The sequence below is a fragment of the Nocardia uniformis NBRC 13702 genome (assembly GCF_001613345.1).
Taxonomy (GTDB): Bacteria; Actinomycetota; Actinomycetes; order Mycobacteriales; family Mycobacteriaceae; genus Nocardia; species Nocardia uniformis.
In genome coordinates, this window is sequence record NZ_BDCE01000064.1 from 1 (window position 1) to 14,707 (window position 14,707).

A 14,707-nucleotide genomic window follows, 5' to 3' on the forward strand; every position below is an offset into this window, starting at 1 on the left:
ACCGGGCCGGATTCGGCGAAGGCCGCGCCGTCGGCTACCGACAGCACCCGCCCGGTCTCGGTGAATTCCGCAGCAGTACTGGCGAATCCGGCAGGGAACGTCGAGCCCAGGGGAACGCTATCCCCATTGTCGGCACGGGTGCCGCCACCGGACGCCGCGGGCGCGGCCGGGCCGGAGGCCGCTGGTTCGCGCTGCGACGGTGCCTCGATGCGGTCCGCCGCGGTCGCGGCGCGTAATTCGTCGACAGGGTCCCAGATCGGCCCTCGTACATCGGAGGCGGCGAGCGCCACCACCGCAGCCAGGTCGATATGTGCGGCAACGAGATCCGTCATGGCGTCGACCGCCGCCTGTGCCGCCGAGCCGTGCTCGACAGCGGGGATGAGGCCGAGATGCCGTGAGGGGACTACCAATTCGGCCATACGGGGTAGTGCGCCGAGCACCGGCAGCCCGACTCGGGCGCAGGCGTCCCGCAATACCTGCTCGTGACGCTCACTGCCGACCCGGTTGAGAATCACTCCGCCGAGCCGGATTCCGGTGTCGAAGGTGGCGAAGCCGTGCAGGAGGGCGGCCAGGCTCTGGCTGTGGCCGCGCGCGTCCACCACCAGGATCACCGGAGCGGACAGCATGCCGGCGATCTGGGCGGTCGAACCCTCCGCGACGGGCGCGGTGTTGTTGTCGTCGATGCGGCCGTCGAACAACCCCATGACACCCTCGACGACAGCGAGGTCGCAGTCGCGGCTGCCGTACTGGTACAGCGGCACCACACGTTCCGCGCCCACCAGCACCGGATCGAGGTTGCGACCGGGCCGACCGGCCGCCAGCCCGTGATAGCCGGGATCGATGTAGTCCGGCCCAACCTTGAACGGCGCCACGCGATGCCCAGCCCGCCGCAGCGCACCGATCAGACCGGTCGCAACCGTCGTCTTACCGCTACCCGACGCGGGTGCGGCAATCACCACGGCGGGCGTGCTCACAGCTCGACCTCACAACTCCACCGGCGGGGTGCGCACGTGGCCGGACTCGCCGCGGCCACACCGAATGCACGCGGCGGCATCACCATTCGATGCCCCGCTGGCCCTTACGGCCCGCGTCCATGGGGTGTTTCACCTTGGTCATATCGGTGACCAGATCCGCCACATCGATCAGCGCCTGCGGGGCGTCGCGGCCGGTGATCACCACATGCTGGTTGCCGGGACGGTTGCGCAGGGTGTCCACTACCTCGTCGATATCGACCCAACCCCACTTCAGGGGGTAGGTGAATTCGTCGAGCACGTAGAAGCGGTGCTGTTCGGCGGCGAGGCGGCGGGCGATCTCCTGCCAGCCCGCGAGCGCGGCGGCGGCATGGTCCTCATCGGAGCCGGATTTGCGGGTCCACGACCAGCCCTCGCCCATTTTGTGCCATTCCACCGCGCCGCCCGCACCGGTCTCCTCGTGCAGGCTGCCGAGGGTGCGGAAGGCGGCTTCCTCGCCGACCTTCCATTTGGCGCTCTTCACGAATTGGAAGACGGCGATATCGAAGCCCTGATTCCACGCCCGCAACGCCATCCCGAACGCGGCGGTCGACTTCCCCTTACCGGTGCCGGTATGCACCGCGAGCACCGCCTGATTGCGCCGCTGCCGCGTCGTCAATCCGTCATCGGGAATGCTCTCCGGCAGCGGAACACCCTTGGGCATCGAAACAAGCTCCTCTCAGGCGCGACCTTCCCCTGGCCACTCGCCCCCAACGGTGCCATATGCACCGGAGGCCGCTGCCGCCGGGCGCGACCCATCCACTGGGTTCAGCGTCGTCGGAGTGCCAGGGCGCAGGACCGGACCGGAAAGCCCCTGGACCGGCAGTACGCGGTGCGGGCTGGATCAGTGGACGGCATGCACGATCGTCGACACCAGCCGCCCGAGCCCACCGGCGACAAGCCGGAAGAGCCCGGGCCCAGCGACCTCGACCATGCCCACCACGGCCTCACCCGCGAGATCGGTACCGATACCGGCCGACTTGTCCCGACGCTGCGATTTCCGGTTCCGACGGCGAAAGATCCCCATACCTACTCGACGTACAGATTGAAGAATTGGTTCCCGCTGCAGACACCCCGACTCGAAGCCATGTATCCGACACGCCATTGCTCGCTGAAGATCTCATACCTATTCGACGGCAATTCGAAGGGGTCCGGGAGCATTGATATCCGGATCCGAGAAAATTATTGCAGCTCAGCAGCTTTCGTGAAGTACCGTCGTAGATCACGACAGGTGTGTGCAATAGCTGATGTAGGGGTCGGACGCCCTACTGGATGGCCGGTCTGCGGGCTATGCCCCTGCGGCGCGTGCGGCACGTCGGGACAGAGCGGCGAAGGCCGCACGCAATGAGTCCGGGCCGATGACTTCGATCTCGGTGTCGAAACGCGCCAGCGTCGCGGCGAGTGCGGCCCAGGACCAGGAACCGGTCAGCAGTCTGGTTCGGGCGGGGCCGAGTTCCTTGACGATTCCGTCGCCGACGAACGGGGCCACCCGCGCGACGGGGAGGTCGAGGACCACCTCACCGCGACAGGGCCAACTGTTCGCACCGTCGGAGCCTTTGAACCGGGCGGACACGAAGGCGGCGACGTCGCCGCCCGGCACCTGCCGGGGCGTGAAGCGCGGCCCGTTGGGGACGCGCAGCGTCATCCGATCGGCACGATAAATCCGCCAATCCCGCCGCTCGCGATCCCATCCGATCAGGAACCAGCGTCCACCCCGGACCACGAGGTGGTGCGGCTGCACCCGCCGCGCCGGCCGCAATCCGGGATCCTGCGGCCCCGACGCCGACCGGTAGTCGAAGCGCACCTCTTCAGCGGACCGGACGGCGGCACTCAACGCGAGCAGAACGGCGGTGTCGACCTGCGGATCGGCGCCGCGCCCGGCCGATTCGACCGCGGTCACGTCGAGGGCATCGACGCGCTGCCGCAGGCGGGACGGCAGGACCTGCCGCACGGTGGCCAAAGCGCGGGCGGCGGACTCTTCGATACCCGCTCCCGTCCCGACCGCGATCCGCAAGGCCACCGCGAGTGCGACCGCCTGTTCGTCATCGAACAGCAGCGGCGGCAGTTCGCTGCCCGCCTCGAGCCGATAACCACCCGTGGGTCCCTTGATCGCCTGGACGGGGTAACCGAGCTCGCGCAGCCGATCGACATCGCGGCGAACCGTGCGTTCACTCACAGCCAACCGCTGGGCGAGCAGCATTCCCGGCCAGTCACGGCGGACCTGCAGCAACGACAGCAGCGAGAGCAGGCGGCGGGAGGTCACCGTCGAAGACGCGGTCGGCATGCGAACCAGGCTGCCATAAATAGCGGACGTTCCCTGACCGGTACTGCTGACAGGGTGGCCTTGTCGCCGGAACCTCCGGCGGCGAAATCACTTCCGAAGGGACCCGATCACCATGTCGGTAAACGCTGTCGTCCACTTGAACTTCCGCGGTCAGGCCCGTGCGGCCCTGGAGTTCTACCAGTCGGTATTCGGCGGGCAGACCACCATCGCCACCTACGGCGATTTCGGGATGCCCGCCGAGTCGCCCGACGCCACCAAGGTGGTGTTCGGCGAGGTCATCGCCGATAACGGCTTCCGGGTCATGGCCTACGACGTGCCAGGTACGCACGCACCGGTCGCCTCGGGCGCGCCCACCACCCGCCGCGAGAACGGCACCACCCACACCACGGAACCATTCTTCTTCTCCGTCCGCGGCGAGACTGTCGAGGAGGTCGGCACGCTGTGGGAACGCCTCGCGGACGGGGCGAGCGTCATCGAGGAATTCGGCCCGGCGCAGTGGGCGCCCGGGTTCGGGATGCTGCGTGATCGCTTCGGCGTCACCTGGATCCTCGACGTCGCGGCCGCGTACGCCCGGGGATGAGACGCTATTCCCGCAGGCGGCGGATCCGTCATAGGCCAGGCAGGGGCACCTCAGGCGACGCGCACACCGGCGCGGACGATGCCCGCCACCGAATCACCGGTGAGCTCGCCCAGCTGTAGATACCCCGCCCGCAGGTCGCGGGCGAGCTCCCTGGCGAGGCCGAGGCGGATCATGCCGCGTTCGCAGTCGACGACCATGGCGGTGACGCCGTCGCCCGCGAGGAGGCGGGCGGCGGTGCGGGCGCGGGGGACGGGGTCGGTGCCGCCGGTGGCTCGGCCGTCGGTGAGCAGGACGACGAGGGGGCGGCGCTGGGGGTCGCGGACTCGTTCGCGGGCCAGGACTTCGCGGGCTTTCAGGAGTCCCCGGGCCAGCGGTGTCTTGCCGCCGGTGCGGATTCCGGCGAGGCGGCGGACGGCGATATCGACCGAGGAGGTGGGCGGGAGGACGAGTTCGGCGTCCTGGCCTCGGACGGTAATGACGGCGACCTTGTCGCGACGCTGGTAGGCGTCGCGGAGCAGGGCGACCACCGCGCCGGTGACGGCGGAGAGGCGGTCGCGGGCGGCCATGGAACCGGAGGCGTCGACCACGAAGACGACCAGATTGCCTTCGCGGCCTTCGCGATACGCGCCACGCAGGTCGTCGGACAGCAACTCCAAGGGGCCGGAGAGCCGACCACGCGAGCGCTGGTGCGGGATCGCGGCGAAGATGGTGCCGAGTAGGTGTAGGCCGCCGGTGGTTTCGGGAGTGGCGCGGACGACGCGGCCGTGCCGGGTGCGGGCGCGGGAGCGGCGTCCGGGTGCGCCCTCGCCGATACCGGGGACTTCCCAGCGCGGGGGCTTGGTCACCGACTGCGCGGGCAGGCTGGCGCTACCCTCGCGCGCGGCGGAACCACCGGGCGAGTTCGGTTCGCTACCAGGCGCATTCGCGTTTTCAGGCGCGGGTTCGTCGGAATCCTGATGCGGCGAATCGAAGCTCGGTGGGTCCACTTCAGGCGAATCCGGCCCGCCGCCAGGGGTATCCGGGCCGTCGGGCTGCCCGTCGGTGGATTCGTTCAGCGGTCCCGCAGTGTCATCGTGCGGGACCGCGTCGCTTTTCCCGAATTGTCACCACCGGCGTCGTCGAATTCCATTGTGTCGTCATCGGATTCGGGCCGGTCCGCCTGTTCGCCCGCCTGCCGCATGGCCTCGTCGAGCTGGTCCTCGCTGATTCCGGGCTCATCGAACGGATCGCGCCGTCGCCGATGCGGTAGCGCGAGTTCCGCGGCGATCCGCACATCGTCCTCGGTGACGACCCGGCTCCCCCGCCAGGCCGCATGCGCGGTCGCGGTGCGCGCCACCACCAGATCGGCGCGCATGCCGTCCACATCGAAAGACGCGCACAGCGCGGCGATTCGGCGCAATTCCACATTGTCGAGGGCGATATCGGCGAGCCGGTCGCGCGCCGCGAGAATCCGGTCGGCCACCTCGCGATCGTCCCCGGCGTACCGCGCCGCGAATCCCGCCGGATCCGCCTCGTAGTCCAGCCGTCGCCGCACGACGGCCATGCGCACATCCACATTCCGCGAGGCGACCACGTCGACGGTGAGCCCGAACCGGTCGAGCAGCTGCGGCCGCAGCTCCCCCTCCTCCGGGTTCATGGTCCCCACCAGTACGAACCGCGCCGGATGCGAATGCGACACCCCATCGCGCTCGATATGCACCCGCCCCATGGCCGCCGCGTCCAACAGCACGTCGACCAGATGGTCGTGCAGCAGATTCACTTCATCGACGTACAGCACCCCGTGATGCGCGGCGGCGAGGAGCCCCGGCCGAAACGCCTGCTCCCCATCGCGCAGCACCCGCTCCAAATCCAGCGACCCGACCACCCGGTCCTCGGTCGCCCCCACCGGCAACTCCACCAACCGCGCGGGCCGGGCCCCGCTCTCATCCACAATCGGCGGCAGCAACTGCGCCAGCGCCCGCACCACCGTCGACTTGGCGGTCCCCTTCTCCCCGCGCACCAGCACCCCACCGATACTCGGATGCACCGCACAGAGAATCAAGGCGAGCTGCAACCGTTCCTGCCCCACCACAGCGGAAAACGGGAACCCAGCCTCTTCCGCAACGGACGACCCGCCCACAAGGACGGATTCAGGATGCGCGGCCACACGGGAAACAGACACAACCCAACTCTATGCGCGCCACCCACGTCCCTCTCGCCGACCCCGGCCCGCCCGAGATTCAGCCACACCTCGCACCCACCCGAACCGGTCGGGGTGTGGCCGCCCCAACCGTCACCGAGCCTCGCCACCGCCGAATGCGAAACCGCGTCGACCAGGACCCGGTGGCGGGGTCGTTTCGCACAGTGCCGCCCCGAGTTCATGGTGATCGATCGACCAGGACGGATACGCTGCCGGTCGTGGGGAATGAGAATCCGGGTGCCGGACTCGCGTACTGGAACCCGTTGCCAGCTGCGCTCGAAGTCGAGTCGCAGTGGCGACGGAAGATCGTGCGCGAGCTGTCCATTGGCTCCGGCAGCTGGGCGGACAAGAGTTGGGCCACCGTGCCGGGGCCGTTCTATACCGGGATGACGGACACCTGTCTGACCGGCCCTGCCAACGCACGACACCTGGTCATGATGGGCCCCGACTACGGCGAGATCATCTACCGGCAGCCGACGACGCCTACCGACGTGCGCGACATGATGAACGCCGCGGCGGAGGATCCTTTCGGTGGCTACGCCTGCGACGGGGACGACCGCTGGACGCCCGAGACCGTCCGCGCCTGGTGGGCCGACCGCGCCCGAGTCCAGGAGTGGCTCGACCGCGAGCTCGCCACTCATACGCAGCCGCACCTCCGCCCCGAATATGACCCGCTGGACGAGCTTCCCGCACTGCTCGGCTATTCCGCAGACCTGCGTGGTCCACTCGAGCAGTACCTGCGCGGCTACCTGTTCTGGCTGCAGGAACGCCGTGAACCCCGCGACGGTGAACCGCTTCCCGCGCTCTGAGGCTTGCGGAAGCCCGGGGCCGCCTCACAGGTGCTGAACGCGGCGCCCGGATCGCAGCGGGTGCGCCGCCGACAGAACGCGTGCCCCGTGCACCAGGGCGCGAAACACGTAGCCCCGCACCCTTATCGGACGCGGGGCCAGGTGAAGTTCCGGTGCGAACGGACCGGATCAGCCGCGGCGCATCGGGATATGCGGGATACCGTCTTCGATGTACTCCGCGCCGTCGGGCTTGAAGCCGTGCTTGGTGTACATATCGACCAGGTAGGTCTGGGCGTTGAGACGCACTGTGGCCGAACCTGCTTCGGCCAGGGCCGCCTGCAGGACGCGGGTGGTGTAGCCGTGGCCCCGCGCCGGAACCGAAGTGCACAGGCGGCCGACGCGGAAGGACTTCACACCGTCGTTGTGCTCCTCGAGCAGGCGGAGGGTGCAGATGACCTCGCCCTCGTCATCGAGCCAGAAATGGCGGGTTTCCGGGAGCAGGTCGAGACCGTCGAGTTCCGGGTACGCGCATTTCTGTTCGACGACGAACACTTCGACCCGAAGTTTCAACAGCTTGTACAGGGTCTCGGTGTCCAGATCCTGGGCCCACGACCGTTTCAGAGCAACCGTTGACATCATCGAGTCTTGCTATCACACCAGAGCGTGCGATGCGACCCCACTGGCGGTCGGCGTGTTCGATTCGAGACGTAGCGCCTTATTGGACCAGTCCCACACCTCGCGGTACAGCGCCTGATTCTCCGACAGCCGGCTGCCGAGCGACGGCACCATTTCCTTGAGTTTCGGCTCCCACGAACCGAATTCGCCGGGGAAGCACTTCTTCATGACGTCCATCATGGCGCTCACACAGGTCGACGCACCCGGCGAAGCGCCGAGCAGACCGGCAATGGTGCCGTCCTCGGCCGCGACGACCGCGGTGCCGAGTTCGAGCACACCGCCCGCGCCCTTGCGGCGAATCACCTGCACGCGCTGACCGGCGATGATCAGATCCCAGTCCTTGCCGTCGGCGCGCGGGATGAACTCGTCCATGGCATCGACCCGACCGGCCTGCGACTTGGCCAGCTCGGAGACCAGGTACTTGACCAGACCCATCTCGGTCACACCCACACCGAGCATGGAGAACAGGTTGTTCGGCTTCACCGACTTGAACAGGTCGGTGTACTTGCCGTCCTTGAGGAACTTCGGCGTCCAGCCCGCGTACGGGCCGAACAGCAGCCCACGATCACCGTTGATGACGCGAGTGTCCAAGTGCGGCACCGACATCGGCGGCGCGCCGACCGAGGCCTGGCCGTACACCTTGGCCTCGTGCTGGGCGATCAGATCGGGGTTGGTGCAGCGCAGGAACAGGCCGCTCACCGGGAAACCACCGAAGCCGGCGATCTCCTTGATGCCCGCCTTCTGCAGTAGCGGCAGCGCCCCGCCACCCGCGCCGACGAAGACGAACTTGGCATTGATGACGCGGGTCTGACGGGTGCGGGTATTGCGCACCTTCACCAGCCAGGAGCCATCCGACTGCTTGGTCAGATTGCGGACCTCGTGCCCGAAGGCGATATCCGCACCGCTGGCACCCAGGTAGGCGAGCAGTTCCTTGGTGAGCTCACCGAAGTCGATATCGGTGCCGTAGTCGGTCCAGTTCAGCGCGACCGGCTCGGAGAAGTCGCGGCCCTTGGCCATGAGCGGCAGCCGCGTGCTGAACTCGGCGGCGTCGTCGATGAACTCCATACCCTCGAACAGCGGATGCTTCGCGAGCGCCGCGTGGCGCTTGCGCAGGTACTCCACGCCGTCCGCACCGTGGGTGAAGCTCACGTGCGGAATCGGGTTGATGAAGTTCGACGGCTCGGCGAGGATGCCGGATTCCACGGCGTACGACCAGAACTGGCGCGACACCTGGAAGCGCTCGTTGATATCGACGGCCTTGGTGATCTCCACGGAACCGTCGGCATTGCGCGGCGTGTAGTTCAGCTCGCACAGGGCTGAGTGGCCGGTACCCGCGTTGTTCCACGGGTCGGAGCTCTCGGCGGCGGCGGCATCGAGGCGCTCGAAGACAGTGATGGACCAGTCCGGCTGCACCTGGCGAAGCAGTGCGCCCAGGGTGGCACTCATAATGCCTGCACCGATGAGTACTACATCGGTTTTCTCAATCTTCGCAGCGTTCGGCACGGGTAGATCGACTTCCTTGTCAGTCCTGCGGCAACCTAGCGGCGCTTAGGTTACCGGTCGTTCACCTAAATTCGATTGTGCCCCTCCACACGCTCAGATCCCGAAACGGATACGCCGAATGTGAGCGATGCCTCGCGGGTGGACACCACGGGGGCGACGGATAGATTGGAGACGTGAGCTCCGATACGACCTCCGCCACCGCTACCTCCCCGAACTCCGATACCGGGTCCGGCTGGCAGCCGGATGTGCTGGGCATGGGTTACGAGCGGCTGACCATTCCGCTCGGCGCCGATCCGGATGGCCAGGGCGATGTCGAGGCGGTGCTGGTGCGGCATTCGCCCGACGAGGCGCCGACCGCGACCCATGCTGTGCTGTATGTCCACGGGTTTACCGACTACTTCTTCCAGAAACATCTGGCCGAGCACCTGGCCGGGCGCGGCTATCGCTTCTTCGCCCTCGACCTGCGTAAATGCGGGCGCGCGCTGCAGCCCGGGCAGACCGCGCACTATGTCAGCGAGCTGGCGCTCTACGACGCCGAGTTGAATCGGGCCCTGCGGGTCATTCGCGAGCAGACCGGCCTGCCGGTGCTGATCATGGCGCATTCGACCGGTGGGCTGATCACCTCGCTGTGGCTGAATCGGCTGAACCGCAACGGTGGCGTGCGTGCGCAGGGCATTACCGGATTGATGCTCAACAGCCCCTGGTTCGACCTGCAGGGACCCGCCTACTACCGGTCGGTCGGTACGGCGATCCTGCACGGTCTGGGCCGCGTCCGCGCCATGACGAAGATTCCGCTGCCCGAGTTCAGCACCTACGGAGACAGCCTGCACCACACCGTCTCCGGTGAATGGGATTACGACCTGGACTGGAAACCGTTGACCGGCTTCCCTGTTCACGCGGGGTGGCTGCGCGCCATCCGGCGTGGCCACGCCCGACTGCACCAGGGCCTCGATATCGGTGTCCCGGCGCTGATCCTGCGGTCGAAGGTGACCAAGTTCATGCGCAAGTACGGTCCGGCCGCCGATATCTCCGATGTGGTCCTCGATGTGCGCCAGATTCAGCGCTGGTCGGGCTGCCTGGGCACGCGCACCAATATCGTGCCGATCGAGGGCGCGCGCCACGACGTCTTCCTGTCCGCCGAGCGGCCTCGCGAGGAAGCCCTCGCGGAGCTCGATTCGTGGCTGGAGTGGCTGGCCAATTCACCAGAAGCTGGTGCGTAGCACGATCTCGGTGGCCAATTCGTGGTCGGCCTCGGCCGCCACATCGGCGACATCGACGGTGACCAGGCGGAATTCGCCGTAGACGTGGCGGCCGGAGGCCTCGGCGATCGGCCGGGGCAGCTCCTTGGTGGCCAGCAGGGTGGTGGGTATCTCCACCGCCGGGCAGGTCGGGTCGACGGCCGAACCGGTCGAGCCCGCGACGGCGGGATGGCCGCGACCGGCCACGACCAGGCTCATGAACCTACCGAATCCGCGCGCGGACAGCTGCCAGGCGAGATCCGCGCCGGTACCGCAGCCCACCAGGTTGGTGTAGGGCACCTGCAAGCTGTCGAGAATGCCGAGGACCGCCGCGGTGTCGAGTCCGTCCACCGATTCGACGGCAATGGTGCGCAGATCCGAATTGTGCAGTCGACCGCTCACACGGTCGTAGATATCGGCCGGGTCGCCCGCATTGGGCAGCAGCAGCACGCTGTGCCGGGATTGCGGTCCCCCGACTCGCACCGTCCACGTGGTGTCACCAACCGTGACCTGCCGAGTTTCCATGTGAATTGACGGTACACGCCGCTGGAAAGCCGCGACCGTGTGTCGCTGTGATTTTGCACCGAGATCAGCGGGTTGTTCGCAGCACCGGCAGGTCAGCCGGTGCGCCCGTGGTGATCAGGCTCTCCAAGGTGGCGAAGTCGAGATGCTTCTCCATGACATCGGCGAGCAGATCCAGTTGCGCGGAACGTACGCCTGCGACCGAAACATCTTCGGCGACAACGAAGTCCGACCGTCCCGCGTGAGTGGCGACCTCGCGCAGCCAGGTGCGGCGGAAAGCGTCGTTCTCCAGTACGCCGTGCAGATGGGTGCCCCAGATCGAGCCGCGCACACTGCCTTCCGGTGCGCCGTCGAGGTACAGCCATGGGGCGTCGGAGCTGTGGCGTACGCGACCATGATGAATCTCATAGCCGTCTACAGGGAGAGCGCTGGCGCCGCCCCGGCCACTGGAGCGGCGCAGCACCTTCGGGTTGTCGAATTCGATGTCGAGATCGAGAAGGCCCAGGCCCTCGACGATGCCCGCCGATGATTCGACGCGGTCGGTGATGGTGCGGGCGAGCATCTGATAGCCGCCGCAGATACCGAGAATCGGACCGGCGGTCCGCGCGCGAGCAGCCAGAGCGTCGGCAATTCCGGTGCGGCGCAACCACTCCAGGTCGCTGACGGTGGCTTTACTGCCGGGCAGTATGACCAGATCGGCTCCGGCCAGGCGGGCGGGATCATCAACCCAGCGCACGGAGACGCCCGGTTCGCAGGCCACGGCTTCGACATCGGTCGAGTTGGAGATGCGCGGCAGGCGGATGGCCGCGACCGTGAGCCATTCCCGACCGCGCGGCGGGAGCGAGCGGCCGACCGGGGCATCCGCGACGGTGCTCAGCGAATCCTCGGCGTCGATCCAGAGATCCTCGGCGAAGGGGATCACGCCGAGGGTGGGACGGCCGGTGAGTTCGGTCAGCTGGTCGATTCCGGGGCGCAGCAGGTCCACATCGCCACGGAACTTATTGATGATGTAGCCCGAGATGAGTTGCTGGTCTTCGGGTTCCAGAATGGCGACGGTGCCGAAGAGGTGGGCGAGTACGCCGCCGCGGTCGATATCGCCGACCAGCAGTACCGGCAGGTCGGCCGCGCGCGCCAGGCCCATATTCGCCAGATCGGTCGCGCGCAGGTTGATCTCGGCGGGCGAACCCGCGCCCTCACAGATCACCACATCGAATTCCGCACGCAGCGAGGCCAATTCATCGGCGACCACCTGCCGCAGATGTTGCCGATGCTGGAAATAGTCCTTCGCGCCGACGGTATCGACGGCGTGGCCGCGCACCACCAGCTGCGAGCGCCGGTCACTGCCCGGCTTGAGCAGCACCGGATTGAACCGCACGCTCGGCTCCAGCCCGCACGCCCGCGCCTGCAGGGCCTGTGCCCGGCCGATCTCCCCGCCATCGAGGGTTACGACCGAGTTATTGGACATGTTCTGCGCCTTGAAGGGCGCGACTTTCACACCCTGCCGGGCGAGCATGCGGCAAAGGCCAGCCACCACAACGCTTTTGCCGGCATCGGAGGTGGTGCCAGCGACGAGCAGTGCACCTTTCACGCCGCAATCCGCTCAGGACCCCGGCGCGCGCCGTCACACTCTTCGTCCCGGCGTGGGGCATCCCCCCCGTCATCCCGGCGTGCGCCGTCACCCTCGCCATCCCAGCGTGGGGCATCCCCCTCGCCATCCCGGCGTGTTGTTGGCCGGGATCCACATCCGCAGGCACCGGTACCCAGGGGAATGGATTCCGGCCAAAAGCACGCCGGAGTGACGGGGGCGGCGACGGGTGTAGTGACGGGGGCGGGTCGAATGACAGACGGGATGGCACCTACACCGCCCGCGGTTACGTGCGGAGCGCGGGCGGCTACGCGGGCACCGCTCACGGCAGGGTGAGGATCTCGGCCCCGTCCTCGTTGACCACGAGGGTGTGCTCGAACTGCGCGGTCCACTTGCGGTCCTTGGTGACCACGGTCCAGCCGTCGTCCCAGATCTCGTAGTCGATTCCGCCCAGATTGATCATGGGCTCGATGGTGAAGGTCATGCCGACCTCGATCTCGGCCTCGACGGCGGGCTGGTCGTAATGCAGGATCACCAAGCCGCTGTGGAAGGTGGGGCCGACGCCGTGGCCGGTGAAGTCGCGCACCACGCCGTAGCCGAAGCGATTGGCGTAGGCCTCGATGACGCGGCCGATCACATTGAGCGCGCGGCCCGGTCGCACCGCCTTGATGGCGCGCATGGTGGCCTCTTCGGTGCGCTCGACCAGCAGTCGCACCTCCTCGTCCACATCTCCGGCGAGGAAGGTGGCATTGGTATCGCCGTGTACGCCGTGGATGAAGGCGGTGACATCGATATTGACGATGTCGCCGTCCTCGATCACGGTCGAGTCCGGAATGCCGTGGCAGATGACCTCATTGAGCGAGGTGCAGCAGGACTTGGGAAAACCCTTGTAGCCCAGCGTCGATGGGTACGCACCGTGATCGAGCATGTACTCGTGGGCGATGGCGTCGAGCCGGTCGGTGGTAACGCCCGGGGCGACGGCCTTGCCCGCCTCCGCCAGGGCCTGCGCCGCGATCTTGCTGGCGATGCGCATCTTGTCGATGGTTTCCGGCGTCTGCACCCAGGGCTCGTTGCCCTCCTTGGCGGTCTTCTTCCAGACGTACTCCGGCCGCTCGATGGATTTCGGCACCTCGCGAATGGACGATTGGATGCCGGGAACGAGAGGTTTGCGGGTGCGCACTGACATGGATCAAGACTATCTGCCCGCAATGCGAGGTCCGCACCCGGAATACTTCCGGACCACGGTCCGTTTAGCCTTTTAGTTGACATGGGAACTACTGGAGAGGCGTGAGCCGTGGAACTGGGACTGACGACATTCGCCGAAATGATCGCCGTCGGGGATGCGCCCGCACCGAGCGCCGGCCAGCGGCTGTGCGAGGTGGTCGAGGAGGCCGTCGCCACCGAGCGGGCGGGTCTGGACGTGTACGGCGTCGGCGAACACCACCGCTCCGATTTCGCCGCCTCCTCCCCCGCCATGGTGCTGTCGGCCATTGCCGCGCGCACCGAGCGGATTCAATTGACCAGCGCGGTCACCGTGCTGAGCTCCGCAGACCCGGTCCGCACCTACCAGGACTTCGCGACCCTGGACCTGATCTCGAACGGTCGCGCCGAATTGATGGCCGGGCGCGGGTCGTTCATCGAATCCTTCCCGCTCTTCGGCTACGACCTCGCCGATTACGACGAACTGTTCACCGAGAAGTTGGCGCTGCTGCTGAAGATTCGCGAGGAGGGTCCGGTGAGCTGGTCCGGCCGGTTCCGCGCCCCGCTGACCGACGCCGTCATCTATCCGCGCACCGAACGCCCCCTACCGGTCTGGATCGCTGTCGGCGGTACTCCCGAATCCGTAGCCCGCGCCGGACTGCTCGGCCTGCCCCTGGCCATCGCCATCATCGGCGGCCAGCCCGCCCGCTTCAAGCCGCTGGTGGACCTCTACCACCGCGCCCTCGAAGAAGGCGGCCACGAGCAGCAGCCCGTCGCGGTCCACGCGCACGGCTATATCGCCGACACCGATTCCCAAGCGGTGAACGACTTCTACGCTCCCTACGCCGTGGCCATGAGCAATATCGGCCGCGAACGCGGCTGGGGCCCCATGACCCGCGAGCAATTCGACAGCCTGCGCTCGCAGAGCGGTTCACTCTTCGTCGGCACCCCCGACTATGTGGCCGAGAAGATCGCGAATGTCCGCGACACCCTCGGCTTGGACCGCTTCATGCTGCACACCAGCGTCGGCACCCTGCCGCACGAGAAGGTGCTGCGCAATATCGAACTGCTGGGCGAGAAGGTCGCTCCGCAGGTGCGGTGAATCGCGTTGCCGCGCCGGGATTCCCGTCACCGCGAGTGATC

13 protein-coding genes and 1 pseudogene are annotated in these 14,707 nt (G+C 67.4%); 4 read left to right on the forward strand and 10 right to left on the reverse strand.

Going from position 1 to position 14,707, the window contains the following annotated elements:
* The 4 genes from NU1_RS22625 to NU1_RS22640 form a co-directional block, all read right to left on the reverse strand.
* Positions 1 to 974 (reverse strand): cobyrinic acid a,c-diamide synthase CobB (locus tag NU1_RS22625; protein WP_157552839.1); only part of this gene is annotated, 974 nt, incomplete at its 3' end.
* 79 nt (positions 975 to 1,053) lie between these two features.
* A complete protein-coding gene (gene cobO, locus NU1_RS22630; RefSeq protein ID WP_067523861.1) occupies positions 1,054 to 1,674 on the reverse strand; it encodes a cob(I)yrinic acid a,c-diamide adenosyltransferase in 621 nt (206 codons plus the stop codon).
* A gap of 180 nt (positions 1,675 to 1,854) precedes the next feature.
* On the reverse strand, positions 1,855 to 2,037 hold the full coding sequence (locus NU1_RS22635) for a hypothetical protein (RefSeq protein WP_067523862.1): 183 nt from the start codon (positions 2,035 to 2,037) through the stop codon (positions 1,855 to 1,857).
* A gap of 261 nt (positions 2,038 to 2,298) precedes the next feature.
* Positions 2,299 to 3,294: a helix-turn-helix transcriptional regulator gene (locus NU1_RS22640; protein ID WP_067523866.1), complete on the reverse strand. Its 996-nt coding sequence runs from the start codon at positions 3,292 to 3,294 to the stop codon at positions 2,299 to 2,301.
* A gap of 112 nt (positions 3,295 to 3,406) precedes the next feature.
* Here NU1_RS22640 and NU1_RS22645 point away from each other — a divergent pair, with 112 nt between their 5' ends.
* Entirely contained in the window at positions 3,407 to 3,874 is a 468-nt protein-coding gene (locus NU1_RS22645; RefSeq protein WP_067523870.1) for a VOC family protein, read from the forward strand.
* Between the two features lie 50 nt (positions 3,875 to 3,924).
* Here the strand turns inward: NU1_RS22645 and NU1_RS22650 are convergent.
* A pseudogene (locus tag NU1_RS22650) lies at positions 3,925 to 5,993 on the reverse strand (magnesium chelatase subunit D family protein).
* A gap of 278 nt (positions 5,994 to 6,271) precedes the next feature.
* On the opposite strand from NU1_RS22650, the gene NU1_RS42830 reads away from it, so the two are divergent.
* On the forward strand, positions 6,272 to 6,862 hold the full coding sequence (locus NU1_RS42830) for a ferredoxin (RefSeq protein ID WP_212761804.1): 591 nt from the start codon (positions 6,272 to 6,274) through the stop codon (positions 6,860 to 6,862).
* A gap of 168 nt (positions 6,863 to 7,030) precedes the next feature.
* Here NU1_RS42830 and NU1_RS22660 read toward each other — a convergent pair whose 3' ends face one another.
* Entirely contained in the window at positions 7,031 to 7,480 is a 450-nt protein-coding gene (locus tag NU1_RS22660; protein ID WP_067523872.1) for a GNAT family N-acetyltransferase, read from the reverse strand.
* Between the two features lie 12 nt (positions 7,481 to 7,492).
* On the reverse strand, positions 7,493 to 9,019 hold the full coding sequence (gene mqo / locus NU1_RS22665; RefSeq protein ID WP_170264273.1) for a malate dehydrogenase (quinone): 1,527 nt from the start codon (positions 9,017 to 9,019) through the stop codon (positions 7,493 to 7,495).
* A gap of 254 nt (positions 9,020 to 9,273) precedes the next feature.
* Here mqo and NU1_RS22670 point away from each other — a divergent pair, with 254 nt between their 5' ends.
* On the forward strand, positions 9,274 to 10,239 hold the full coding sequence (locus NU1_RS22670; protein WP_067524195.1) for an alpha/beta hydrolase: 966 nt from the start codon (positions 9,274 to 9,276) through the stop codon (positions 10,237 to 10,239).
* Here the strand turns inward: NU1_RS22670 and NU1_RS22675 are convergent.
* The 3 genes from NU1_RS22675 to map form a co-directional block, all read right to left on the reverse strand.
* A complete protein-coding gene (locus NU1_RS22675) occupies positions 10,219 to 10,782 on the reverse strand; it encodes a hypothetical protein (RefSeq protein WP_067523874.1) in 564 nt (187 codons plus the stop codon). The genes NU1_RS22670 and NU1_RS22675 overlap by 21 nt on opposite strands.
* Positions 10,783 to 10,846: 64 nt before the next feature.
* Positions 10,847 to 12,367: a cobyric acid synthase gene (locus NU1_RS22680; RefSeq protein WP_067523876.1), complete on the reverse strand. Its 1,521-nt coding sequence runs from the start codon at positions 12,365 to 12,367 to the stop codon at positions 10,847 to 10,849.
* 319 nt (positions 12,368 to 12,686) lie between these two features.
* Positions 12,687 to 13,550, reverse strand: a complete 864-nt coding sequence (map, locus tag NU1_RS22685; protein WP_067523878.1) for a type I methionyl aminopeptidase — start codon at positions 13,548 to 13,550, stop codon at positions 12,687 to 12,689.
* A gap of 108 nt (positions 13,551 to 13,658) precedes the next feature.
* On the opposite strand from map, the gene NU1_RS22690 reads away from it, so the two are divergent.
* Positions 13,659 to 14,666, forward strand: a complete 1,008-nt coding sequence (locus tag NU1_RS22690) for an LLM class flavin-dependent oxidoreductase (protein ID WP_067523882.1) — start codon at positions 13,659 to 13,661, stop codon at positions 14,664 to 14,666.
* Positions 14,667 to 14,707: the final 41 nt, after the last annotated feature.